The sequence below is a fragment of the Mycobacterium sp. 1465703.0 genome (assembly GCF_001672975.1).
GTDB lineage: Bacteria > Actinomycetota > Actinomycetes > Mycobacteriales > Mycobacteriaceae > Mycobacterium.
The window spans coordinates 34225-58379 of the sequence record NZ_LZKU01000159.1 but is presented as its reverse complement, the minus strand read 5'-3'; the positions used below and the strand labels follow the sequence as shown (position 1 = coordinate 58379).

22 protein-coding genes and 1 pseudogene are annotated in these 24155 nt (G+C 65.9%); 20 read left to right on the top strand and 3 right to left on the bottom strand.

The annotated features are described in order from the left end of the window. Both A5625_RS30160 and arc read left to right on the top strand, forming a co-directional pair. Window positions 1-207, top strand: a pseudogene (locus A5625_RS30160) (hypothetical protein); the annotation flags it as partial. Window positions 208-937: 730 nt separating this feature from the next. Continuing rightward, window positions 938-2767 carry a proteasome ATPase gene (gene arc, locus A5625_RS13805; RefSeq protein WP_066994425.1) on the top strand — a complete coding sequence of 610 codons (1830 nt, stop codon included), beginning with the start codon at window positions 938-940 and terminating at the stop codon, window positions 2765-2767. 78 nt (window positions 2768-2845) lie between these two features. Here arc and A5625_RS13800 read toward each other — a convergent pair whose 3' ends face one another. Then, complete coding sequence (locus A5625_RS13800) at window positions 2846-3487, bottom strand: hypothetical protein (RefSeq protein ID WP_066994412.1); 642 nt, start codon at window positions 3485-3487, stop codon at window positions 2846-2848. 236 nt (window positions 3488-3723) lie between these two features. Between A5625_RS13800 and dop the strand changes: the two genes are divergently transcribed. The 11 genes from dop (at window position 3724) to A5625_RS13745 (ending at window position 15905) form a co-directional block, all read left to right on the top strand. Then, the gene (gene dop, locus A5625_RS13795) at window positions 3724-5232 is read left to right on the top strand and encodes a pup deamidase/depupylase (RefSeq protein ID WP_066994409.1); all 1509 of its coding nucleotides are present in this window, start codon (window positions 3724-3726) and stop codon (window positions 5230-5232) included. A 117-nt stretch (window positions 5233-5349) separates the two neighbouring features. Next, window positions 5350-5544, top strand: coding sequence for a ubiquitin-like protein Pup (locus A5625_RS13790; RefSeq protein WP_066994406.1), 195 nt, complete (start codon window positions 5350-5352; stop codon window positions 5542-5544). Then, a complete protein-coding gene (gene prcB, locus A5625_RS13785; RefSeq protein WP_066994404.1) occupies window positions 5541-6416 on the top strand; it encodes a proteasome subunit beta in 876 nt (291 codons plus the stop codon). The genes A5625_RS13790 and prcB overlap by 4 nt, the downstream gene beginning before the upstream one ends. Continuing rightward, complete coding sequence (gene prcA, locus A5625_RS13780) at window positions 6413-7183, top strand: proteasome subunit alpha (RefSeq protein ID WP_066994401.1); 771 nt, start codon at window positions 6413-6415, stop codon at window positions 7181-7183. The genes prcB and prcA overlap by 4 nt, the downstream gene beginning before the upstream one ends. Before the next feature lie 226 nt (window positions 7184-7409). Beyond that, a complete protein-coding gene (gene pafA, locus A5625_RS13775) occupies window positions 7410-8768 on the top strand; it encodes a Pup--protein ligase (RefSeq protein ID WP_095577084.1) in 1359 nt (452 codons plus the stop codon). A gap of 148 nt (window positions 8769-8916) precedes the next feature. Next, window positions 8917-9957 carry a YafY family protein gene (locus A5625_RS13770; RefSeq protein ID WP_066994395.1) on the top strand — a complete coding sequence of 347 codons (1041 nt, stop codon included), beginning with the start codon at window positions 8917-8919 and terminating at the stop codon, window positions 9955-9957. Then, on the top strand, window positions 9954-10922 hold the full coding sequence (locus A5625_RS13765) for a YafY family protein (protein ID WP_066994392.1): 969 nt from the start codon (window positions 9954-9956) through the stop codon (window positions 10920-10922). The genes A5625_RS13770 and A5625_RS13765 overlap by 4 nt, the downstream gene beginning before the upstream one ends. A 99-nt stretch (window positions 10923-11021) precedes the next feature. Continuing rightward, window positions 11022-11300 (top strand): Sec-independent protein translocase subunit TatA, encoded by a 279-nt coding sequence (gene tatA, locus A5625_RS13760; RefSeq protein WP_066994387.1) that lies wholly within the window; start codon window positions 11022-11024, stop codon window positions 11298-11300. A gap of 44 nt (window positions 11301-11344) precedes the next feature. After that, a complete protein-coding gene (tatC, locus tag A5625_RS13755) occupies window positions 11345-12301 on the top strand; it encodes a twin-arginine translocase subunit TatC (RefSeq protein WP_156748215.1) in 957 nt (318 codons plus the stop codon). After that, window positions 12291-15104, top strand: coding sequence for an RNA helicase (locus tag A5625_RS13750; protein ID WP_066994384.1), 2814 nt, complete (start codon window positions 12291-12293; stop codon window positions 15102-15104). The genes tatC and A5625_RS13750 overlap by 11 nt, the downstream gene beginning before the upstream one ends. A gap of 66 nt (window positions 15105-15170) precedes the next feature. Next, complete coding sequence (locus tag A5625_RS13745) at window positions 15171-15905, top strand: DUF4333 domain-containing protein (RefSeq protein WP_066994381.1); 735 nt, start codon at window positions 15171-15173, stop codon at window positions 15903-15905. Window positions 15906-15911: 6 nt separating this feature from the next. Here A5625_RS13745 and A5625_RS13740 read toward each other — a convergent pair whose 3' ends face one another. Continuing rightward, window positions 15912-16877, bottom strand: coding sequence for a 5'-3' exonuclease (locus tag A5625_RS13740; RefSeq protein WP_066994378.1), 966 nt, complete (start codon window positions 16875-16877; stop codon window positions 15912-15914). A 60-nt stretch (window positions 16878-16937) separates the two neighbouring features. Between A5625_RS13740 and A5625_RS13735 the strand changes: the two genes are divergently transcribed. From A5625_RS13735 to A5625_RS13715, 6 genes are all read left to right on the top strand, one after another. Beyond that, a complete protein-coding gene (locus A5625_RS13735) occupies window positions 16938-18065 on the top strand; it encodes a Xaa-Pro peptidase family protein (RefSeq protein ID WP_066994375.1) in 1128 nt (375 codons plus the stop codon). 36 nt (window positions 18066-18101) lie between these two features. Then, window positions 18102-20396, top strand: a complete 2295-nt coding sequence (locus A5625_RS13730; RefSeq protein ID WP_066994418.1) for an alpha/beta hydrolase-fold protein — start codon at window positions 18102-18104, stop codon at window positions 20394-20396. Between the two features lie 745 nt (window positions 20397-21141). Further along, complete coding sequence (locus A5625_RS30155) at window positions 21142-21771, top strand: glycohydrolase toxin TNT-related protein (RefSeq protein WP_232003669.1); 630 nt, start codon at window positions 21142-21144, stop codon at window positions 21769-21771. Next, window positions 21768-22310: a TNT antitoxin family protein gene (locus tag A5625_RS28390; protein WP_082984400.1), complete on the top strand. Its 543-nt coding sequence runs from the start codon at window positions 21768-21770 to the stop codon at window positions 22308-22310. Before A5625_RS30155 ends, A5625_RS28390 begins: the two co-directional genes overlap by 4 nt. 2 nt (window positions 22311-22312) lie before the next feature. Further along, on the top strand, window positions 22313-22606 hold the full coding sequence (locus A5625_RS13720) for a hypothetical protein (protein WP_066994370.1): 294 nt from the start codon (window positions 22313-22315) through the stop codon (window positions 22604-22606). 89 nt (window positions 22607-22695) lie between these two features. After that, window positions 22696-22917 (top strand): hypothetical protein, encoded by a 222-nt coding sequence (locus A5625_RS13715; protein ID WP_066994367.1) that lies wholly within the window; start codon window positions 22696-22698, stop codon window positions 22915-22917. Window positions 22918-22954: 37 nt separating this feature from the next. Here A5625_RS13715 and A5625_RS13710 read toward each other — a convergent pair whose 3' ends face one another. Further along, on the bottom strand, window positions 22955-23365 hold the full coding sequence (locus A5625_RS13710; RefSeq protein ID WP_066994364.1) for a F420-dependent biliverdin reductase: 411 nt from the start codon (window positions 23363-23365) through the stop codon (window positions 22955-22957). 35 nt (window positions 23366-23400) lie between these two features. On the opposite strand from A5625_RS13710, the gene A5625_RS13705 reads away from it, so the two are divergent. Then, entirely contained in the window at window positions 23401-24150 is a 750-nt protein-coding gene (locus A5625_RS13705) for an SDR family NAD(P)-dependent oxidoreductase (RefSeq protein WP_066994361.1), read from the top strand. Window positions 24151-24155 lie beyond the last annotated feature (5 nt).

Here is a 24155-nt window from a genome sequence, read left to right as displayed (position 1 = left end):
GCCTCGGCGCTAAACCAATGGGGGACAACGGAATCGGACGCGCTCGACTTCGAATTCGCCAGCATCTCACGGGTGGCGGCGGTGCCGGGGCCGGACTCGGCGGTGGCGCGGGAGCCCCAGAGGTCGGAGCCGTCGGCGATTTCCCCAGCGCCAACAGCATTTCGGCGGTGTGCCGCGATAGCTGCCAACCGCCCTGGAAGGGAGTGAACTCCATCGGGAAGCTGAAGTTGGCGTTGTTGGTCTGGGCGGTGTGAATGGCGATGCTGGCCTTCACGTTCGATGGGTTCTTGTCCGACCAGGCGATGTCGTTCGCATTGAAAGTCATGGGCAAATAGCCGTTGTCCCGCAATGCGTTGGTGAACTTGTCCAGGTTTGCCGCGCTCTCGGGCGTCGCGCCTTCCACCAGATTCACTTTGCTGGCGCCCGGAACATTCGGGTCGGCGAGTCGGGTGAGCACGTCGGTGAGGGCTTCCGGCGGCGGCAGGGGAGTCGTGACCGGCGCAGCAACCTGGCTCGACGTGGCCGGCGGCAGCGAAGAGACAGTCGACGGACCACTCTTCGGATGACTCGACGAACATGCCGCGAGCCCGACCGCCGCCAGGGCGGTGGCGGCGATCAGCGCTACGGACGGTGGCCGGTGCATCCAGTCGGTCGGCCGGCTAGGCGGCTCTGGCCGCTTCGCGAAGGAAGGGGGTCGCTAAGGTCGGGCCGGTGGGTGCAACTGATGTGACACCGGCGGAGGCGACCCGAGTCGAGCCTGTGGCGAGGCTTTTTGCGGTCACGGCGGCCCTTTCGATCATCACGATTAGTGGCCGAGATTACCAGCGTGGCGAAAATCTTAACTTTTCGTGGGTATTTGACTACGCGCATCAATCGGCAATCGCCGGTAGCTTTGAAGTATCCGCCGCGCCAATTCGGTGTGGGAAAGGAGCGCAAGATGGGTAGCTCAGAGCGTTCTGAAGATTTCGGAACCCCCCGCGAATCAAACATGTCCAGCGGCGACGAAGCCGAGTTGGAGCAACTACGCCGCGAGGCAGCGATGTTGCGCGAGCAACTCGAGCACGCCGTCGGCTCGCATGGCGGTGCTCGCTCTGCCCGCGATGTGCATCAGCTTGAAGCGCGCATCGACTCCCTTGCGTCGCGGAATTCGAAATTGATGGAGACCCTCAAGGAAGCTCGTCAGCAACTGCTGGCGCTGCGAGAGGAAGTCGATCGGCTGGGGCAGCCGCCCAGCGGCTACGGCGTCCTGCTCGCCGCCCATGAGGACGACACCGTCGACGTCTTCACCTCTGGCCGCAAGATGCGACTCACCTGCTCGCCCAACATCGAAGTCCCGTTGCTCCGCAAGGGGCAGACGGTCCGCCTCAACGAGGCTTTGACCGTGGTGGAAGCCGGCACATTCGAATCGGTCGGCGAGATCTCCACGTTGCGTGAACTTCTGGCCGACGGACACCGGGCTTTGGTCGTGGGGCACGCCGACGAAGAACGCATCGTCTGGCTCGCCGAGCCGCTGGTTGCCGACAACCTGCCCGATGGCCACCCCGACGCACTCAACGACGACACCCGGCCGCGCAAGCTGCGGCCCGGCGATTCGCTGTTGGTGGACACCAAGGCCGGCTATGCCTTCGAGCGCATCCCCAAGGCCGAGGTCGAGGACCTGGTGCTGGAAGAGGTGCCCGATGTCAGCTACCTGGACATCGGTGGCCTGACTCGCCAGATCGAGCAGATCCGCGATGCGGTGGAGCTGCCGTTCCTGCACAAGGAGCTCTACCGCGAGTACGCGCTGCGCCCGCCCAAAGGTGTGCTGCTCTATGGTCCGCCCGGCTGCGGCAAGACGCTGATCGCCAAGGCGGTGGCCAACTCGCTGGCCAAGAAGATGGCCGAGGTGCGCGGCGACGACGCCCGCGAAGCCAAGTCCTACTTCTTGAACATCAAGGGTCCCGAGCTGCTCAACAAGTTCGTCGGTGAGACCGAGCGGCACATCCGGCTGATCTTCCAGCGCGCCCGTGAAAAGGCGTCGGAGGGAACACCGGTGATCGTGTTCTTCGACGAGATGGACTCCATCTTCCGCACCCGTGGCACCGGCGTGTCCTCAGACGTCGAGACGACGGTGGTCCCGCAGCTGCTCAGTGAGATCGACGGTGTGGAGGGGTTGGAGAACGTCATCGTGATTGGCGCCTCCAACCGTGAGGACATGATCGACCCGGCCATCCTGCGGCCCGGACGCCTCGACGTGAAGATCAAGATCGAGCGCCCGGATGCTGAAGCGGCGCAAGACATTTTCTCGAAGTACCTGACCGAGGCGCTGCCGCTGCACGCCGACGACCTCGCCGAGTTCGGCGGCGACCGCACCGCCTGCATCAAGGCGATGATCGAAAAGGTCGTCGAGCGGATGTACGCCGAGATCGACGACAACCGGTTCCTGGAGGTCACTTACGCCAACGGTGACAAGGAAGTCATGTACTTCAAGGACTTCAACTCCGGGGCGATGATCCAGAACGTCGTCGACCGGGCGAAGAAGAACGCGATCAAGTCCGTGCTGGAGACCGGCCAGCCGGGTCTGCGCATCCAGCATCTGCTGGACTCGATCGTCGACGAGTTCGCCGAGAACGAGGATCTGCCCAACACCACCAATCCCGATGACTGGGCGAGGATTTCGGGCAAGAAGGGCGAGCGGATCGTCTACATCCGCACCTTGGTCACCGGCAAGAGCTCGAGCGCGTCGCGGGCCATCGACACCGAATCCAACCTGGGTCAGTACCTGTAGGCGCAGGCCCGTGAACTCGGGACACGTAAACCACGTACACGACACGCCGAGGCGGATGTGCGTGGTTTACGTTTCGGGTCAGACCACCAGCGAATAGCTGTTGGTCAGATTGTCCTGCAGCACCTGTGCGGGCCCGGTGGTGGTGTCCACCCGTAGTTCACTGGTGAGCACCCGGGGCTGGTAGGCCCACCCGGCCGGCAGGTCGAGACGGGCGCCGAGGCCGGGCAGGTCTGCTCGCGACAAGGTGGCGTCAGCGACCTGGCTCCAGGTCTGCATCACCCAGTGCTGGTTGTGCGGGTCGATGAGTTCGTAGACCTCTTGGCCGGCGTTGAAGACGAAGATCGTGTGGCGGCTGACGGTGTTCGGGACGTAGGGCGCCGGGTTCATCGACGACAGCAGAACGGTGGCCTGCTGGATCATCTCGATGCCGCCGAAGGACTTGGTGATCTGCGGGCCCCGGGCTTGCTTTTCGATGGCGTTCATCAACCAGTACCGGGGACCGTTGAGCAGGGCCGCGGCCGCACCGTGTTCGGTGGCGATGGCGTGAGCGTCCAGCGCCGACCACAGCTCCTCGGGACAGTCGTTGAGCGGGAAGCTGTTGTACACCGTTGCCTGAGGGCCCGCCTCGCCGGGCGTCACCAGGAGTACCTCGCCGTAGCGCTTGCCGAACAGGTCCAGTGCGTGCTTACCGACGGCGCGGTCGGATTCGGGGGCGGACACACGGTGAAATTAGTCACTGGTGTCGGCGCCGTCAACACGACGGACGGCGGCGCCGTGGTAGCGATTGCGCGCCGCCAACGTGGTCGAGAACCTGGACCGGTATTCGGTTGGCCGGTTGGCGGGCTGGTGACTTCTGGTGTTGCCGCGTCCGTTTCCTCATCCGGCATGACAGGGTTGGCCGGCTGCGATGCGCCCCGCTTCGGGGGCCGCTTCGTCGCGCGGCCTACGCTTAGGTCATGCAACGGATTATCGGGACGGAGGTCGAATACGGCATTTCATCGCCATCGGACCCGACAGCCAACCCGATCCTCACATCGACGCAGGCGGTTTTGGCTTATGCCGCCGCCGCGGGAATCCAGCGCGCGAAACGCACCCGGTGGGACTACGAGGTGGAATCGCCGCTGCGGGATGCCCGCGGTTTTGACCTGAGCCGCTCGGCCGGGCCCCCGCCCGTGGTCGACGCTGACGAGGTCGGCGCCGCCAACATGATCTTGACCAACGGGGCGCGGCTCTACGTCGACCACGCGCACCCCGAATACTCGGCACCCGAGTGCACCGATCCGCTGGACGCGGTGATCTGGGACAAGGCCGGCGAGCGCGTCATGGAGGCCGCCGCCCGGCATGTCGCCAGCGTGCCGGGAGCCGCCAAGCTGCAGCTCTACAAGAACAACGTCGACGGCAAGGGCGCCTCCTACGGCTCCCACGAGAACTACCTGATGTCGCGGCAGACGCCGTTCTCGGCCATCATCGCCGGGCTGACCCCCTTTCTGGTGTCGCGGCAGGTAGTCACCGGCTCCGGCCGGGTCGGCATCGGGCCCTCCGGCGATGAACCCGGCTTTCAGCTGTCCCAGCGCTCGGATTACATCGAGGTCGAGGTCGGCCTGGAGACCACGCTCAAGCGCGGCATCATCAACACCCGCGACGAACCACACGCCGACGCCGACCGGTACCGACGGCTGCACGTCATCATCGGCGACGCGAACCTGGCCGAGACGTCGACGTATCTGAAGCTGGGCACCACCGCGCTGGTGCTGGACCTCATCGAAGAGGGACCGGCGCACGGCATCGACCTGAGCGACCTGGCGCTGGCACGTCCGGTGCACGCGGTCCACGCCATCAGCCGCGACCCGTCGCTGCGGGCCGCCGTGGCATTGGCCGACGGTCGGGAGCTGACCGGGCTTGCGCTGCAACGGGTTTACCTTGACCGGGTGGCCAAGCTGGTCGACAGCCGCGACCCCGATCCGCGCGCGGCCGACATCGTCGAAACCTGGGCGCACGTGCTCGACCAATTGGAGCGCGACCCGATGGAATGCGCCGAGTTGCTGGACTGGCCGGCCAAGCTGCGGCTGCTCGAAGGGTTCCGTCAGCGAGAGAACCTGAGTTGGTCGGCGCCGCGCCTGCATCTGGTGGATCTGCAATATTCCGACGTCCGGCTGGACAAAGGCCTGTACAACCGATTGGTCGCACGCGGCTCGATGAAGCGTCTGGTCAGCGAGCACCAAGTGCTCGAAGCGGTGGACAAGCCGCCGACCGACACCCGGGCATACTTCCGCGGCGAATGCCTGCGCAGGTTCGGCGCCGACATCGCCGCGGCCAGTTGGGACTCGGTGATTTTCGACCTGGGCGGCGATTCGTTGGTCCGCATTCCGACGTTGGAGCCGTTGCGTGGCAGCAAGGCGCACGTCGGAGCGCTGCTGGATTCGGTGGACAGCGCCGCCGAACTGGTCGAACAACTCACTAGCTAGGTGCCGGTTAGCACCGGGAACGTCGGGGGCGACCGGTAGGCTAGGGAACAACCAACGGGCAGCGTGGCTTGATCGGTCAGTAAGCCATTCAACAGGCCCAGACAACAGGAGGCGGCGATGGCTCAGGAGCAGACCAAGCGTGGCGGTGGTGGCGACGACGAAGAGGACATCGCCGGCAGCACCGCAGCGGGCCAAGAGCGCCGGGAGAAGTTAGCCGAGGACACCGACGATCTGCTCGACGAGATCGATGACGTCCTCGAGGAGAACGCTGAGGACTTCGTTCGCGCGTATGTCCAAAAGGGCGGACAGTGACCTGGCCTTTCTCTAATCGCCTGTCCACTAATTCCGCAATTCCGGCAAATCCCGCTGTAGACCTGTCGTCGTTTGCTGACCTGCTGCGCCGTCAGGCTCCGGAGTTGCTGCCGGCCAGCCTGTCGGGCGCGCAGTCAGACGCCGCCACGGGGCAATTGCCGCACGGCACCACGATCGTCGCGCTGAAATACCCCGGCGGCGTGGTTCTCGCCGGCGACCGGCGTTCGACGCAGGGCAACATGATCGCCGGTCGCGACGTCAAGAAGGTGTACATCACCGACGACTACACCGCTACCGGCATCGCGGGCACCGCCGCGATCGCCGTGGAGTTCGCCCGCCTTTATGCGGTGGAACTCGAGCACTACGAAAAACTCGAAGGTGTGCCACTCACGTTCGCCGGCAAGGTGAATCGGCTGGCCATCATGGTGCGGGGAAACCTGGCAGCCGCGATGCAGGGTCTGGTGGCGCTGCCGCTGCTAGTGGGTTACGACATCGATTCGGCCGACCCCGAAGGCGCCGGTCGCATCGTCTCGTTCGACGCCGCCGGCGGCTGGAACTTGGAAGAAGAGGGCTACCAGTCGGTGGGGTCGGGTTCGATCTTCGCCAAGTCGTCGATGAAGAAGCTGTACTCGCAGGTGACCGATGGCGACTCCGCGGTGCGCGTCGCAATCGAGGCGCTCTACGACGCGGCCGATGACGATTCCGCGACCGGTGGACCGGATCTGGTGCGCGGCATCTATCCCACGGCGGTCATCATCGGGGCCGAGGGGGCGGTTGAGGTGCCGGAGGGCCGCATTGCCGAATTGGCCCGTGAAGTGATCCAAAGCCGTTCGCGCGCTGACACTTTCGGCCCCGATGGTGGTGAGAAGTGAGCTTCCCGTATTTCATCTCGCCTGAGCAGGCGATGCGCGAGCGCAGCGAGCTCGCGCGCAAAGGCATCGCCCGGGGCAAGAGCGTGGTGGCACTGGCCTTCGCCGGCGGTGTGCTCTTCGTCGCGGAGAATCCGTCACGGTCGTTGCAGAAGATCAGCGAGCTCTACGACCGCGTCGGCTTCGCCGCGGCCGGCAAGTTCAACGAATTCGACAACTTGCGCCGCGGCGGAATCCAATTCGCCGACACCCGCGGGTACGCCTACGACCGGCGCGACGTCACCGGCCGCCAGCTGGCCAATGTCTATGCGCAGACACTGGGCACCATTTTCACCGAGCAGGCCAAGCCTTACGAGGTGGAGTTGTGTGTCGCCGAGGTCGCGCACTACGGCGAGAGCAAACCGCCTGAGTTGTACCGGATTACCTACGACGGATCGATCGCCGACGAGCCGCACTTTGTGGTGATGGGCGGTACCACCGAACCGATCACCACGGCGCTCAAGGAGTCTTACGCCGAGAACGCCGATCTGCGTGAGGCCACGCGCATCGCCGTCAAGGCGTTGCGCGCCGGCAGCGAATCCTCGAACGGAGACCAGTCCGCCCTGGAGGTGGCCAGCCTGGAGATGGCCATCTTGGACGTCAACCGGCCGCGACGGGCGTTCCGGCGGATCAATCGCGCCACCTTGGAGAATTTGCTGCGTGAGCAGGATTCCAACGGGTCAGCATCGGACGGCGAGCCGTCGGATGCTGACGGCGGATCCTCCGAATAGACCCGGCCCGACAACGGGCCACCACTCACATTCCGCCGGTGCTGGTGCCGGTTTTGTGGTGCATAAGACGCCGTGAGCTAGCGGATATCCGCGCGCGCCGGTGATTGGTTGACGGTTGCTCGGGCCGGCCGAGAGCGGCCGCTACCGAGGGCCTACGAGAAACTTCGTCGACTGATACGCGCGGCTTGCTCACCGTCGCGGTCCGACAACCAGTACGCTCGATTACGTGCAGCGGCGAATCATGGGCATCGAGACCGAGTTCGGGGTCACCTGCACATTCCACGGCCACCGGCGGCTCAGCCCCGACGAGGTGGCGCGCTATCTGTTCCGCCGCGTCGTTTCATGGGGCCGGAGCTCCAATGTTTTCCTGCGTAACGGCGCCCGCCTGTACCTCGACGTGGGCAGCCACCCCGAGTACGCGACCGCCGAGTGCGACAGCCTGGTGCAGCTGGTCACCCATGACCGGGCAGGGGAATGGGTGCTGGAAGACCTACTGGTGGACGCCGAACAACGACTGGCCGACGAGGGCATCGGCGGCGACATCTACCTGTTCAAGAACAACACCGACTCGGCCGGCAACTCCTATGGCTGCCACGAGAATTACTTGATCGTCCGGGCCGGCGAGTTCTCCCGGATTTCCGACGTGCTGTTGCCCTTCCTGGTCACCCGCCAACTGATCTGCGGGGCCGGCAAGGTGCTGCAGACCCCCAAGGCGGCAACGTTCTGCCTCTCCCAACGCGCCGAGCACATTTGGGAAGGCGTTTCCTCGGCCACCACCCGCAGCCGGCCGATCATCAACACTCGCGACGAGCCGCATGCCGACGCCGAGAAGTACCGGCGCCTACACGTCATCGTCGGTGACTCCAACATGTGCGAGACCACCACCATGCTCAAGGTGGGCACGGCCGCGCTGGTGCTCGAGATGATCGAAGCCGGTGTGCCGTTCCGGGACTTCTCGCTGGACAACCCCATCCGCGCCATCCGCGAAGTCAGCCACGACGTCACCGGCCGCCGGCCGGTGCGGCTGGCGGGCGGGCGTCAGGCCAGCGCGCTGGACATTCAGCGTGAGTACTACAGCCGGGCCGTCGAGCACCTGCAGACCCGCGAACCCAACGCGCAGATCGAGCAGATCGTCGACCTGTGGGGCCGCCAGCTTGACGCGGTGGAGAGCCAGGACTTCGCCAAGGTGGACACCGAGATCGACTGGGTGATCAAGCGCAAGTTGTTCCAGCGGTACCAGGATCGCTACAACATGGAGTTGTCCGACCCGAAGATCGCCCAGCTGGACCTGGCCTACCACGACATCAAGCGCGGGCGCGGCGTCTTCGATCTGCTGCAGCGCAAGGGCCTCGCCGCGCGCGTCACCACCGACGAAGACATCGCGGAGGCGGTGGACAACCCGCCGCAGACCACTCGGGCGCGGTTGCGTGGCGAGTTCATCAGCGCCGCCCAGGCCGCCGGGCGTGACTTCACCGTCGACTGGGTGCACCTCAAGCTCAACGACCAGGCGCAGCGGACCGTGCTGTGTAAGGACCCCTTCCGTGCGGTCGACGAGCGGGTCAAACGCCTGATCGCAAGCATGTAGCGCGCTCGGTTCACCGTCCGTCGCATCGCCCCACCGGCCGCCACTCGCCGCTGCCTGCCAAACCCGTTTTAGAAGTGGCGACAGGGAATACCGCGACGCGTTGGGCGGCGGAAGCGCCAGGCAGCGACCATCGAATAACCTGGAGCCAATGGCGACGTCAAAAGTCGAGCGGCTGGTAAATCTGGTCATTGCCTTGCTGTCCACCCGCGGCTACATCTCGGCGGAAAAGATCAGGTCGAGCGTGGCGGGCTATTCGGACAGCGCCAGCGCCGAGGCGTTTTCCCGCATGTTCGAGCGGGACAAGAACGAGCTGCGCGACCTCGGCATCCCGCTCGAGGTCGGCCGAGCGTCGGCCTGGGACCCCACCGAGGGCTACCGAATCAACCGCGACGCCTACTCGCTCGCCCCGGTGGATCTGACCCCGGACGAGGCGGCCGCGGTGGCCGTTGCCACCCAGCTGTGGGAGTCACCCGAACTCATCACCGCGACCCAGGGCGCGCTGCTCAAACTGCGCGCCGCCGGGGTCGACGTCGATCCGGACGCGCCGGTCGCCATCGCATCGCCGGCCGGGGTGCCGGGTCTGCGTGGGTCCGAAGAAGTCCTCGGAATCCTGTTGTCGGCCATCGACTCCCGGCAGGCCGTGCAGTTTCCGCACCGACCGTCCCGCGCAGAGCCGTACGCCACCCGCACCGTCGAGCCCTGGGGGGTGGTCACCGAGAAGGGCCGCTGGTACCTGGTCGGCCACGACCGCGACCGCGACGCCACCCGCACCTTCCGGCTGTCCCGGATCGGCCGGGACGTCACGCCGATCGGCCCGCCGGGCGCCATCACCGTGCCGGAAGGCGTTGACCTGCGCAACATCGTGGCCCAGACCGTCACTGAGGCGTCAGCGACACCGACCGTCGGGCAGGCCCGAGTATGGGTGGCCGACGGCCGTGCCACCGCGCTGCGGCGCGCCGGCACACCCATCGAGGCGCGCCAACTCGGCGGCCGCGACGGCGAGGTGATCGAACTCGACGTCCGGTCGGCTGACCAGCTGGCTCGCGACATCGCCGGCTACGGCGCCGACGCCCTGGTCCTCGAACCGCAGTCATTGCGTGACGACGTGCTGGCCCGGCTGCGCGCCCACGCGGGCGTCGACGCCGTCGGCGCCGCGCAACCACAGGGCGGCAGGGGAGTGTCGGCATGACACCCATCGCCACCCGCCTGATCCGGCTGCTGAACATGGTGCCGTATTTCCAGGCCAATCCGCGGGTTACCCGGGCCAAGGCCGCCGCCGACCTCGGCGTGTCGGCCAAGCAGCTGGAAGAAGACCTCAACCAGCTGTGGATGTGCGGTCTGCCCGGCTATTTCCCGGGTGACCTCATCGATTTCGAGTTCTCCGGGGACACCATCGAGGTGACCTTCTCCGCGGGCATCGACCGCCCGCTCAAGCTCACCTCACCGGAGGCCACCGGCCTGCTGGTGGCGTTGCGGGCGCTGGCCGACATTCCCGGGGTCGTCGATCCGGAAGCGGCGCGTAGCGCCATTGCCAAGATCGAAGATGCCGCGGGGGCCGTCGGGCACGACACCTCACACAGGGCGTCGGCTGTCGATGAGCCCGCTCCGGTGGAAAACCGGGCCGCCGCGGCGGTACGCGCGGCCGTTCAGGCCCGGCACGCACTGGCCATCGATTACTACTCCGCCTCGCACGACACACTGACCAGCCGGGTCGTCGACCCCATCCGGGTGCTGCTGATCGGCGGCCACAGCTACCTGGAGGGCTGGTCACGCGAGGGCGAAGGCGTTCGGCTGTTCCGCTTCGACCGGATCGTGGACGCCAGCGAACTCGACGAGCCGGCGGCGCCACCCGAGCCGGCGCTGCACGCGCCGCCGGACACCTCGCTGTTCGACGGCGATCCATCGCTACCGTCGGCCACGCTGCGGGTGGCGCCCGCGGCGTCCTGGATGTTTGAGTACTACCCCATGCGTGACGTGCGCGAATTGCCCGACGGATTCTGTGAGGCGGTGATGACCTATGCCTCCGAGGATTGGATGACGCGGCTGGTGCTGGGCTTCGGACCCGACGTGCAGGTGTTGCGGCCTACGTCCCTGGCGCAGCGGGTACGGGATGCCGCGGCGGCCGCCGTGGCCTCCTACGAAGCCCTGAGCTGAGAAAAGTCCCGGCTACGCGGTCCGTCGCGACGCGGCGCGGGCCCGCCGCCACATGGCGCGACTGCGGTAGCATCAAGTGGACGTCTGGAGGTAATCAAAGTGGGCAGTCTTAGTCCGTGGCACTGGGCGATCCTCGCGGTCGTGGTGATCTTGCTGTTCGGTGCCAAGAAGCTCCCCGATGCGGCGCGTTCGTTGGGTAAGTCGATGCGGATCTTCAAGTCTGAGCTCCGCGAAATGCAAACCGAGAACAAAGCGGAGACGTCGGCCTTGGGGACCCAGAGCGAGAGCTCCCCGGCGAACCCGACTCCCGTGCAGTCGCAGCGGGTCGACGCGCCAGCGCCCAGCGAGCAGGGGCACAGCGAAGCACGTCCGGCGTAGCCGCCATCATTGTCGCGCTGCCCGAGCGCCACTGACCGAGCATCGTGAGAATCTTCAAGGCTTCAGCGCGCACTTCCGGCCTGCTGAAGCGCCTCAACCCTCGTAACCGGCGCAGCCGCACCAACCCGGATGCGACCATGTCGCTGGTCGACCACCTGACCGAGCTGCGCACCCGGCTGCTGATCTCCCTGGCCGCGATCCTGCTGACCACGATTTTCGGGTTCGTCTGGTACTCGCACTCGATCTTCGGACTGGAAAGCCTCGGCGAGTGGTTACGTCACCCCTACTGTTCGCTGCCGCAGTCCGCGCGGGCGGAAATCAGCCCAGGCGGGCAATGCCGGCTGCTGGCCACCGCGCCGTTCGACCAGTTCATGCTGCGGCTCAAAGTCGGGCTGACAGCCGGGGTGGTGCTGGCCTGCCCGGTGTGGTTCTACCAGCTGTGGGCGTTCATCACGCCCGGGCTCTACCAGAAGGAACGCCGCTTCGCGATCGCCTTCGTGATCCCGGCGGTGGTGCTGTTCATGGTGGGCGCGGTGCTGGCCTACTTCGTCCTGTCCAAGGCGCTGGGCTTTTTGTTGACGGTCGGCAGCGATGTGCAGGTGACCGCGCTGTCCGGCGACCGCTATTTCGGCTTCCTGATCAATCTGCTGGTGGTTTTCGGGGTCAGCTTCGAATTTCCGCTGCTCATCGTCATGCTCAACACGATCGGCGTGCTGCCCTATGAGCGGCTCAAGGCGTGGCGGCGTGGTCTGATCTTCGCGATGTTCGCGTTCGCGGCGGTCTTCACCCCCGGATCCGACCCCTTTTCGATGACCGCACTCGGGCTCGCGCTGACTGTGCTGCTGGAGTTCGCCATTCAAATCGCCCGCCTGCATGACAAACGGAAGGCTAAGCGTGACGCCCAGGCCGTGATTCCCGACGACGAAGCATCGGTCATCGAACCGCCCACCGCGATACCGGAGCCGTCGTTCACCGCCGGGCAACATGACGATGTCACCTGATCCGCCGGTGCCCCAAGACGTTGCGGAGCTGGTCGAACTCACCCGGTTCACCGCCGAACTGCCCTTCGCGCTGGACGCGTTTCAGCATCGCGCGTGCGCGGCCCTCGAACGAGGTCACGGTGTGCTGGTCTGCGCACCGACCGGCGCCGGCAAGACAGTGGTCGGCGAATTCGCCGTGCACCTGGCGTTGGCGTCCGGCGGCAAGTGTTTCTACACCACGCCGCTGAAAGCGCTGAGCAACCAGAAGCACACGGACCTGACGGCGCGCTACGGCCGCGACAGCATCGGCCTGCTCACCGGGGACATGTCGGTGAACGCCGATGCACCCGTGGTGGTGATGACCACCGAAGTGCTGCGCAACATGCTCTACGCGGATTCGCCTGCACTACACGGGCTTTCGTATGTGGTGATGGACGAGGTGCATTTTCTCGCCGACCGGATGCGGGGCCCGGTGTGGGAGGAGGTGATCCTGCATCTGCCCGACGAGGTGCGGGTGGTCAGCCTGTCGGCGACGGTGAGCAACGCCGAGGAGTTCGGCGGCTGGATCCAGACCGTGCGCGGCGATACAACGGTGGTGGTCGACGAGCACCGGCCGGTGCCGCTGTGGCAACACGTGTTGGTGGGCAAGCGACTCTTCGATCTCTTCGACTACCGGAATGCGCAAGCACCCGAGCAACCGGCCGCCCCTCGGGAGGCGCGCGTCAACCCGGATCTGTTGCGGCACATCACGCATCGCCGCGAGGCCGACCGGATGTCGGACTGGCAGCCGCGGCGAAGCGCCGGACGCGGGCGTGCGCCGGCGCGGTCCGGCCGTCCCCGCTTCTACCGGACGCCGGGGCGCCCGGACGTGATCGCCACCCTGGACTCCGAAGGGCTGCTGCCGGCGATCACGTTCGTGTTCTCCCGGGCCGGCTGCGACGCCGCCGTCCAGCAATGCCTGCGCTCGCCCCTGCAGCTGACCACCCAGGAAGAACGCGCACAGATCGCCGAGGTGATCGAGCATCGGTGTGGCGATCTCGCCGATGCCGACCTGGGCGTGCTCGGTTACTACGAATGGCGCGAGGGGCTGCTGCGCGGTCTGGCGGCCCATCACGCCGGCATGCTGCCGGTCTTCCGCCACACGGTCGAAGAGTTGTTCACCGCCGGGCTGGTCAGGGCGGTGTTCGCCACCGAGACCTTGGCGCTCGGGATCAACATGCCGGCCCGCACGGTGGTGCTCGAGCGGCTGGTCAAGTTCAACGGCGAGCAGCACGTGGCGCTGACGCCGGGGGAGTACACCCAGCTGACCGGCCGCGCCGGGCGGCGCGGCATCGACGTCGAGGGCCACGCGGTGGTGCTGTGGAATCCCACCGAGGAAACCACCGAGCCGTCCGCGGTGGCCGGGCTGGCCTCCACCCGCACCTTCCCGCTGCGCAGCTCGTTCGCCCCGTCGTACAACATGACGATCAACCTGGTCCAGCAGATGGGGCCCGAGCAGGCACATCGGTTGCTGGAGCAGTCGTTTGCGCAGTATCAGGCCGACCGCTCGGTGGTCGGGCTGGTGCGCGGCATCGAGCGCGGCACCGCGATGCTCGACGAGATCGCCGCGCAGATAGGCGGACCCAAGGCCCCGATTCTGGAGTACGCGCGGATGCGTGCCCGCATCAGTGAGATGGAGCGCGCCCAGTCCCGCGCATCTCGGCTGCAACGACGGCAGGCCGCCAGCGACGCGCTGGCCGCGCTGCGTCGCGGCGACATCATCAACATCACCCATGGCCGGCGCGGCGGCCTGGCCGTGGTGCTGGAATCGGCCCGCGACAGCTCGGACCCGCGCCCGTTGGTGCTCACCGAAAACCGTTGGGCGGGAAGGATTTCGTCGGCGGACTATTCGGGGGCGTCCGCTCCGGTCGGTTCGATGTCACTGCCCAAGCGGGTCGAACATCGTCAGCCACGGGTCCGGCGTGATCTCGCGTCGGCGCTGCGATCGGCGGCCGCGGGGCTGACCATGCCGGCCCGGCGGCGCGGCGGCCGCGGCGACTCCGACGGTGCCTTTCACGACCCCGAGCTGGCGTTGTTGCGCGAACAGCTGCGTCGTCACCCGTCGCACAACACGCCCGGCCTGGAAGAACAAGTCCGGCAGGCCGAGCGCTACCTGCGGATCGAGCGCGACAACGCGCAATTGGAGAAAAAGGTTGCGGCGGCGACCAATTCGCTGGCCCGGACCTTCGATCGTATTGTCGGCTTGCTCACCGAGCGCGGCTTCATCGAAGGGCGCGACGGCGATCCTCGCGTCACCGACGACGGTCGGTTGCTGGCTCGCATTTACAGCGAAAGCGACCTGCTGGTGGCCGAATGCCTGCGCACCGGCGCTTGGTCGGAGTTGAAGCCGGCCGAGCTGGCGGCGGTGGTCTCGGCGGTGCTGTACGAAACCCGGGGCGGCGAAGGGCCGGGGGCGGGCTTCGCGGCCGAGGCGCCCACCCAGCAATTGCGGCAGGCGCTGCTGCGCACCTCGAGATTGTCGATGTCGCTGCGCACCGATGAGCAAACGCACCGGATCGCCCCGAGTCGCGAACCCGACGACGGCTTCGTCAATGTCATCTACCGCTGGGCCAGATCCGGAGATCTGGCCGCTGCACTGGCGGCCGCCGACCCGGCCGGCACCGGCTCGCCGCTGCTGGCGGGGGATTTCGTGCGCTGGTGCCGCCAGACGCTGGATCTGCTGGACCAGGTTCGCAACGCCGCTCCGGACCCCGAGTTACGAGCCACCGCCAAGCGCGCTATCAATGACATTCGGCGCGGCGTCGTCGCAGTTGACGCCGGGTAGGCTAGGCCGGAGCTACCGTTGAACGCCGATAGTTCACGCCAAGACACCAAGGGCTGAGGGAGAAAGATGAGCGGACCGCACGGATCGGACCAGCAGTGGAAGCCGCCCGGTCAAGGTCAAGGTAGCGATTCCTCGTCGGAGCCGACTCAGGTTGCGCCAACCTGGCCGGAGCAGCACACCCAGCAGGCCTCGTGGCAGCCCCCGGCTTACACACCGCCTGCCGAATACCCGCAGTACCAGCAGCCGGCCGAACAGGCGTACCCGCAGCAATATCCCCAGCAGCCGGGCTATGCCCAACCCGGCCAGTACGGTCAGCCCGGCCAATACGCTCAGCCCGGGCAGTACCCCCAGCCGGGCCAGTACGGCCAATACCCGCAGCCCGGGCAGTACCCGCAGCCCGGCCAGTACGGCCAGCCGGGCCAGTACCCGCAGCAGTACCCCCCATACGAGCAGCCCGGCAAGAAGCGGCCGGCCGGACTGATCGCCGGAGTGGGCGGCGCGATCGCGTTTCTGCTCATCGCGGTCGTGCTGGTGCTGGGTTTCTGGCAGCCCGGGTTCTTTGTCACCACCAAGCTGGACGTCAATAAGGCACAGGCCGGGGTCCAGCAGGTCCTTAGCGACGAAACCAACGGCTACGGCGCGAAGAACGTGCAGAACGTCAAGTGCAACCACGGCCAGAATCCGACCGTCAAGAAGGGCGCCACGTTCGACTGCGACGTCAGCATCGATGGCGCGCCCAAGCGGGTGACCGTGACCTTCCAGGACAGCAAGGGCACCTACGAGGTCGGCCGGCCGCAGTAGCCATCGTCAGTTCGGTAACGCGTCCAGCGCTTTTTGCAGGCGGGCGATCGACGAGCCGACGCCCAGCTTGGTCGCCAGTTCGGCCGTGCGTTGCGGATCGGCCGCGACCAGCGGGAGTTTGTCGTCGGGTGTGGACAAGGTGACCGGCGCGTCGGTGGCGACTCGTACCACCCGACCGGCCGCCTCGATGTAGTCCAGCGCGCCGAGCAGTTTCGCCCGCACGCCCTTGGCCATCTTCGATTTCGGATCGTGGGCGGCGGCCAGGATCCCGTCCAGCGAGCCGTGCTGCGCCAGCAGGGTGGCTGCCGTCTTCTCACCGACGCCCGGCACACCGGGCAGCCCGTCGGACGGGTCGCCGCGCAGCAGCGCGAGTTCGGCGTACGCGGCCCCGGCCCTATCCTCCGGCACGCCATAGTGTTCGGCCACCTCGGCGGGCCCGAACAACGTCGCTTTGCTCAGCCCGCGGCCGAGGTAAAGCACCCGAACCGGGACCGGATCGTCCCCCACCACCTGCAGCAGGTCGCGGTCACCGCTGACCACCACCACCGGGTCCTTGCGTTCCCGGGCCGCCAGGGTGCCCAGCACGTCGTCGGCCTCGAAGCCTTCCGCCCCTGCCGTCGGGATCCCGAACGCGTCAAGGAGGTCGGCGATCATGTCGATTTGCGGCGTCAGGTCGTCGGGCACCTCCTCGATGTCCGGTTCGTTGGCCGGCTCCTCCTCGGCCACCCGGTGGGCTTTATAAGACGGGACCAGGTCCACCCGGAACTGAGGCCGCCAATCGAGGTCCAGGCAGACGGCCAGCCGGTTCGGCCGCTGCTGGGTGATCACCACGGCGACTGAGTCGATGAATCCCCGAACGGCGTTGACCGGCCGGCCATCGGGGGCGGTGATCGAGGATGGCACCCCGAAATACGAGCGGAACCACATGCTGGCGCCGTCGAGCAGCACGAGCGGCGGTCGGGGTGCTGGCATGCCGGTTATGGTCTCACGCCGCCGCGAGGCGACCCGCCATTGAGCATTAGCCTGACTGCCATGGAGTCGCACCGCTTCGACGCAGCAGTGTATGGCCGCCGATTATCCGCGGCCGCCGCCGCGGCCGCTGATGCGGGTTTGGCCGGGTTGGTGATCACGCCGGGCTACGACCTGCGCTACCTGGTCGGGTCCCGCGCCCAGACCCTGGAGCGGTTCACCGCACTGGTGTTGCCCACATCCGGCGACCCGACGGTTGTGGTGCCGCGACTGGAGCTGGCCTCGCTCAAGGGCTCGGCCATCGCCGAACTCGGGTTGGCCGTAAGGGATTGGGTCGACGGCGACAATCCCTACGATCTGGTGGGCTCCGCGTTGGGCGGTGCTCCCGCCGCGACCGCCGTCACCGATTCCATGCCGGCGTTGCACCTACTGCCGCTGGCCGGTGTGCTCGGCGCGCTGCCGGTCCTGGCCACCGATGTGTTGCGCACGCTGCGGATGGTCAAGGAGGAATGCGAAGTCGACGCGCTACGCAAGGCGGGTGCGGCAATCGACCGGGTGCATGCCCGGGTGCCGGAGTTTCTGGTGCCGGGCCGCACCGAGGCCGACGTGGCCGCCGACATCGCGGATGCCATTGTGGCCGAAGGGCATTCGGAGGTGGCGTTCATCATCGTCGGATCTGGACCGCATGGCGCCGACCCGCACCACGGGTATTCCGATCGTGAACTGCAGGTCGGTGACATCGTCGTCGTCGACATCGGCGGCTCGTATGAACCCGGGTACAACTCCGATTCGACGCGAACCTACAGCATCGGTGAGCCGAAACCTGAAGTAGCTCAACAGTATTCGGTGCTGCAACGCGCTCAGCGCGCCGCTTACGACGCGGTACGCCCGGGAGTGACGGCCGAACAGGTCGACGCCGCGGCCCGCGACGTGCTGGCTGCCGAAGGACTCGCTGAGTATTTCGTGCACCGGACCGGACACGGTATCGGGCTGTCGGTACACGAAGAGCCCTACATTGTCGCCGGCAACGATCTGCCCCTTGCTGCGGGCATGGCGTTTTCCATCGAGCCGGGCATCTATTTCCCGGGCCGGTGGGGCGCCCGCATCGAGGACATCGTCGTGGTGACCCCCGACGGCGCCTTGGCGGTCAACAACCGGCCGCATGAACTGATCGTGGTCCCGGTGGATTAACCGACGCCACCCCGGCTTCCGCGTAGGTTGGGGGTGGTGTCGATCCTGGATCTCTCTTTGCTGCCGATACGCATTGCGCGCCACGTTGTCGACGCGGTCTTTCACCCCAGCAAGCCCGTACCTGCATCGACAGCTGCCCCGGCACCGGCTCCGCCGGCTGAGCTCATCGTGGTCGACGGAATGCCCGAGGGTGTGCCGCCGGCCGCGCGGCGCCCCGAGCCCAAGCTGCCCGCCCCCTCAGCATGGCCGTTCGGCGAGGAGTTCCCGCGCACCTGCGGCACCGGACGACTGGCCGGCGGTGCCTTGTTCTGGACCGACTTCCTTTACGACGACCATGGTGCGACGGGTATCCCGATCGGCGACCTGAAGATTCAGGCGCCGCCACGCGGAACCTACATCTATCCCGACGGGCCGGCGGCCGGCAACGGTGCCGACATCTTCCGCGTCGCCGTCGGGCTGACCGAGACCCACACATGGTGGCGGATCGACTGGAACACCCTGCTGGACGCTTCGGTGCCCATCGCGCTGTTCGCCTTCGACACCGGCGCCGACCGGGCCGCTTCGGAGGAGTGGCCGGCGGGAGCGGGTGTGCGCTCGGCCGGCATCGACACGGCCTTGCTGATCTCGGCCAAGGGTGCCCGGCTGATCGACCTCGACACGCATGTCTTCACGCCGGTCGAGCACACGGTCGACACCGCCTCGCGCTCGTTTGTGGCGCAGGTGCCGCGGTCGAAGCTGGAACCCACCGGCAGCTGGACGGTCCGGCTTGTCTCTGGGCTGGCCAACGCCGCGGGCGACGGATTCGCGGACGTGCCCGCCACGCGGGGAGCGCTGCCGGGGCAACCGAACGTCTACAACGTCGCATTCCGCACCAACGAGCAGGAGCCGCCGCACCTGAACTTCTGGTCGGATGCCGCCCAGGCCGCCGCCCTGACACACGGCGACGTCTCCGAGTTCGCACTGACGGTGCCGTGGGCCCGGCTGGCGGCCCGCGAAACCGCCCCCGAGCCGGTGATCACCGCCCCGTCCACCCGCTGGTACGTGTCCTCGATCGAACTCGGCCAAGGCCTGGAACAAGGCTGGGCCGCCAACGACATTTTGAGCACCAAGCCGCAATTCCTCGGTCGGGTGCAGCCGTATTCGATATGCCTGCCGTCGAGCTACGCACCGGGTAGCGCGCTGCCACTGACCTTGTTGCTGCACTCCCTGTCACTCGGGCAGAGCCAGTTCGCCGCGATCGACCCGCGACTGCTGCACGAGGTATGCGAGGGCCGCGACTCGGTGGTGGTCACGCCGTTGGCCCGCGGACCGTCCACCTGGTACTTCGACACCGGCGAACTCGACGTCTGGGAAGTATGGGCGCGAGTTGCCGAACAACTGGGCACCGATCCCAATCGCACTGTGATTAGCGGCTATTCGATGGGTGGCTATGCGACCTACAAGCTGGGACTGAGCTACCCACAGGTGTTCTCCCAAGCGGTCGTGCTGGCCGGCCCGCCGACGTGCGGTGTGCGGCTGCTGCCCCACGTCGACATTCCGGCCGACCTCGACCCGCACTCGCCCTGTGCCCGCGAGGGCGATACGTGGAAGTTGCTGGTGAACGCCCGATGGCTGCCGTACGTCATCGCGCACGGGTTGCTTGACGAACTGGTGCCGTTCGCCTCGGCCGCCGAGCAGGTGCTGGAGCTGGATCGGCTGGGCTACCGCCACCGGTTCAGTGTGTACCCGTTCGAGGATCACATCGCCTGGGTGTTTCAGGACAAGTTCGAGGATCCGGTCTCGCACATGGGAACCGCTGTGCGCCAAGGAGATCCGGGGCACATCACGTTCGCCTGGTATCCCCAACTGGTGCGCGCCGATCTGGGCATCGGGCCGCATCAGGTGTGGTGGTTGTCCGAGCTGGCCGCCGATCCGGAGGTGACCGCGCGGCGCGGGGCCGTGGCGGAAGTCGACGCGCGCTCCTACGCGCGGCCGGACCCCGCGCACACAGTTCGGCACCATCGCGGCTTCATCCCACACTTCGAGCCGACGCCCGGACTGTACAGCGAGCTGGACTGGCAAGTGGGACGGCCCGTTGACCCCCTGCCGTATCTGACGTTGCGCCTCAACGGGGTTGCTGGTCTGAGGGTCGATATCGAGCGTGCCGGTCTGGCCGCGTTGGCGTCGTCGACCATCACGGTGGCCACCGACGTCGCCGCCAAGATCACGCTCGGTGGCTTGCCTGACGGGGTTGACGTGCAACTCGATGGGGAGCCGGCCGGGCCGACCGTCACGGTATCGCCCGGACGACACCGCATTACGTTGGCCGCAAAAGTGGCTGTTGGTAAGTGAGTTGTCGTGCTCGGTGATCGTGGCTAGCTTGGCGAAACGATTATCGGGTGAATAGCGGCGACGGGCGGATCTGAGCGAAAATTCCGCACGTGGCTCCATTGGCGGTTGATCCGGAGGCGTTGTACGCCGCGGGTAGCGCCGTGGGCGCCGCCGGGGAGGGCCTGGCCGCGAGCCTGACGGTGTTGGCGGGAGGGTTTTCGGCGCATACGGGCTTGGATGCTGCCGGCACGATCTTCGGTCTGGCATACCAGGATGGGGCCGAGCAGGTCCTGAAGGCCGCGGCGGCTGCCATCAACGCGTGTCGGCAATGTGGGGCCCTGATACAGCAAGGCGCAGCGAACTATTCGAAGGCCGAAGCAGCCTCGAAGTTGGGTGGCGGTGCCGGCGTTTTGCAGTCCCCGGCCCAGCCGCACCAGGCCACCCCGCCTGGGCCGCCAGGGACATGGGGCAAAGGGGAACCACCACCGTTGCTTTGGGCGGTGGTCGAGTCCCTTGTAGACGATGTCTGGCCGGACGGCGACGTCGCTGGATTGCACGCAGCCGCAGCCCGTTGGCGAAATTTCGGTGCGACGGCTAGCGGTATGAAGGGTGCGCTCAACGCTTCCAAGTCGCTGCTCGATGGGCAACACCTGCCCGAAGGCGACAAGATCGACGATGCTGTGTCGAACATAGGCGACTGCTTAGCGAAGGTCGGCGATCTGTCCGGGAAGTTGGCGACGAACCTCGACAATTTCGCCGATCAGGCGTGCATTCGCACGAGCCATCCGGTGACGGGTGGCATCGGCTACCGGATAAGGAGCTGGACCCTCGCTACGGTGAGCCACTTTCCGAGCATTGGGATTTCACCGACAATCCAATCGACGCTACAAAGATCGACGCGGACGTCGCCAAGCTGATTCGTGATCCCGAAGCGCCATTCGGCCGCAACCCACAAGGGCAGCCGTATACCGAAGAGCAGTACGCGGAGCGCTTCAACAAGCCAGGTGGTCAGGGGCAACGTTGGCTGAATTTTCCGGGTAATCACGGTGCCGTCCCAACTACGCGGGTCGCCTATACGGATGCTGCGTCCTACGTACGAGATTATGGATCTTTACTTGATCGCATTGGCAAGGTGGATGGAAAGTACTTGGCCGTAACGGAACACGGACAGCCGGCATCATGGGAAGGGCGCGCCCTACACGTCAACTCACTTCGAGATCCCTACCACGCTTATACCTTTGACCATCTACCAGATAAATGGACAATTGAAGTGTCGGAGGTTGCGCCCGGGTTAGGTCAAAACGGCGGCTCGCTACAGGTACAGGTGCTTAACTCAGAAGGCATGGTAATGACGGTCGAAGAGCTCACCGATCCTGACATCGGAGTATTAAAATGACAGACCAGATTGAAATCTCTCCCCGGCTTGAGCAATGGGCGAACCTGGCTGGTTACACCCTTACGCCTGCTTCAGCAACAAACGACGGACGCCCGCTGTTTTGGTCAGCTTCAGGCGAGACCCGGCTCTTCATTGCACGAAGGCGAGAGGGCTGGTTCGTTCTTACTGATTCCGACCGAATGGAATCCGAAGGCTTCGTCCTCGCAGCTTCTTCCATCGATACGATCGAGAAATACTTGTTTGGACGATTTGGTAGGTACATTCGGAGCGCGCGGGGTCTGCCTCGCGTAGGCGTATCAACCTCGGCGAACCAACAGCCTCCCAATTTCAGCATCGAGACCCGCGACTTCGAAGGTGTCGAGCGCTTCGCGCTAATTGACTCCGATGGCTCGCCGGTGGCTATCAGTAGCGCTGATATGATAACTGCAACATCAGAACTCAAAAAACTTGCGTTGTATCTGGCTGCGACAACAGATCAAATTGAAGCTTCGGCGCTCGATTCAGAAGGAAGACCGCTTTTCAACCCGGGAAAGAGCTGAGGATGGATCCAGCCGTCGTCAATGCCGCAATTGTCGTCGCCATCAGCGACACCACTGTTCCTCATATCGACGAAGAGAAGTTGCTGAAGATGTACGGGCAACCGCAAGGCGAATCGCTGATCGCGCGTGTTTCCGAATTGGTGCACGAGGCAGTTAGCATGCCACTCGAATGGGGAAATTTGACGCTAACGGAATGCGTGGATGACATCCTGAACCGTTTCCATCAACAACATCCTGAATTATCTCAGGAGGCACCGCACGAAATCGGACGATGCATAGGATGGAACCTTAGGTAATTGCGTTGTCGAGCTCGACGCTTGTAGAATCGGAACTTGGACGCTCTAGAAACAATTATTTCAAGAGCCAAAGTGCGGATTGGATAACCATGAGTAGGGAGATCGCCGGAAAGATTTTCTCGACCCCGGAAGAGGCTGGTGTTACTCCGCCTACAGAAGAGGAGATAGCGCGCGCGGAGAAGATCTTCGATGAGTTTGAGCAGAAGATAGACGCTGTAGCCCCGGAGGATCGAGTCACGAACGTTTCACCTAAGTTCTGGGACGATACTTCCGGAACCGAATACGAACACCGCAGCCAAAATCAAGAGTAACGGTTACTACCAATTGCCCTGGTATGACTTGTGTTAACTACGCGCCCCGGTCTAGAAGATCCGACGACCCCAGTACCCGCTCGATCTGAACCTCGATGACGACGCGCCTCGGGTTGGGGCGCGGCGTGCGATACCGCTGGGCGTAGCGCAACTCGGCGTCGCGCACGGCGTCGGCGTCATTGTTGACCTTGGACCGCCCCTCCAGCGACAGCCACCGCGCGCCGTCGACCTGGCTGAGCACGGCCACTCCGCCACGGTCGGCGTTGACCGCCTTCTGCGACCCCCCGGTAGTGATGACTCGCGCGATGTGCGTCTTGGGATCGAAGGTGAAGCCGACCGCCACCACGTGCGGCGAATTGTCGGCTCGCAGCGTGGTCAGCATGGCCAGATGGCGTTCCGACAGAAACGCCAACGCGTCGTCGGTGAGCCGAGTAGTGGTATTCGCCATCACCGCCCACGCTAGCGCAGGTCATAATCGCAGCCGTGGATGACACGGGCGCAGGTCCAGTACTAATCCTGGGCGGCCGCAGCGAGATCGGGATCGAGCTGGCGCGACTCCTGGCGCCGGGCGCGACGGTGCTGCTGGCCGCCCGCAACGCCGATCAACTCGATGACCAGGTTGCCGCGCTCAAAGCCGCCGGGGCCACGGCGGTGCACGCCAGGGAATTCGACGCCGACGACCTGGCCTCGCACGGTCCGCTGGTCGCCTCGATCGTCGCCGAGCACGGACCCATCGGAACTGCAGTGCTGGCTTTCGGCATCCTGGGTGACCAGGCCCGCGCTGAAAGCGATGCCGCGCACGCGGTCGCCGTCGTGCACACCGATTACCTCGCCCAGGTCAGCCTGCTCACCCACCTGGCCGCGGCCATGCGCAAAGCCGACAAAGGCCAACTGGTGGTGTTCTCCTCGATCGCCGGCGCGCGCGTGCGCCGCGCCAACTATGTGTACGGCTCGGCGAAGGCCGGCCTGGACGGCTTCGCCAGCGGCCTGGCCGACGCGCTGCATGGCACCGGGGTCCGGCTGCTCATCGCCCGCCCGGGATTCGTCATCGGGCGCATGACCGAAGGCATGAAGCCGGCTCCCTTGTCCAGCACGCCCGCGCAGGTGGCCGCTGCCACCGCGCGAGCGCTGGCAAAGGGCCGCCGCACCGTGTGGATCCCGCGGGCGTTGGGCCCCGCATCGGCCGTAATGCGCGCACTGCCGCAATTCGTCTGGCGCAGGATGCCGCGATGATCCGC

Excerpts from the sequence above, each read along its gene's own strand:
- A5625_RS13765 (WP_066994392.1), top strand. The coding sequence starts at position 9,954 with ATGACACCCATCGCCACCCGCCTGATCCGGCTGCTGAACATGGTGCCG.
- dop (WP_066994409.1), top strand. The coding sequence starts at position 3,724 with ATGCAACGGATTATCGGGACGGAGGTCGAATACGGCATTTCATCGCCA.
- A5625_RS28390 (WP_082984400.1), top strand. The coding sequence starts at position 21,768 with ATGACAGACCAGATTGAAATCTCTCCCCGGCTTGAGCAATGGGCGAAC.
- A5625_RS13720 (WP_066994370.1), top strand. The coding sequence starts at position 22,313 with ATGGATCCAGCCGTCGTCAATGCCGCAATTGTCGTCGCCATCAGCGAC.
- A5625_RS13770 (WP_066994395.1), top strand. The coding sequence starts at position 8,917 with ATGGCGACGTCAAAAGTCGAGCGGCTGGTAAATCTGGTCATTGCCTTG.
- A5625_RS13715 (WP_066994367.1), top strand. The coding sequence starts at position 22,696 with ATGAGTAGGGAGATCGCCGGAAAGATTTTCTCGACCCCGGAAGAGGCT.
- arc (WP_066994425.1), top strand. The coding sequence starts at position 938 with ATGGGTAGCTCAGAGCGTTCTGAAGATTTCGGAACCCCCCGCGAATCA.
- A5625_RS13740 (WP_066994378.1), bottom strand. The coding sequence starts at position 16,877 with ATGCCAGCACCCCGACCGCCGCTCGTGCTGCTCGACGGCGCCAGCATG.
- A5625_RS13745 (WP_066994381.1), top strand. The coding sequence starts at position 15,171 with ATGAGCGGACCGCACGGATCGGACCAGCAGTGGAAGCCGCCCGGTCAA.
- A5625_RS13735 (WP_066994375.1), top strand. The coding sequence starts at position 16,938 with ATGGAGTCGCACCGCTTCGACGCAGCAGTGTATGGCCGCCGATTATCC.
- A5625_RS13710 (WP_066994364.1), bottom strand. The coding sequence starts at position 23,365 with ATGGCGAATACCACTACTCGGCTCACCGACGACGCGTTGGCGTTTCTG.
- A5625_RS13790 (WP_066994406.1), top strand. The coding sequence starts at position 5,350 with ATGGCTCAGGAGCAGACCAAGCGTGGCGGTGGTGGCGACGACGAAGAG.
- A5625_RS13750 (WP_066994384.1), top strand. The coding sequence starts at position 12,291 with ATGTCACCTGATCCGCCGGTGCCCCAAGACGTTGCGGAGCTGGTCGAA.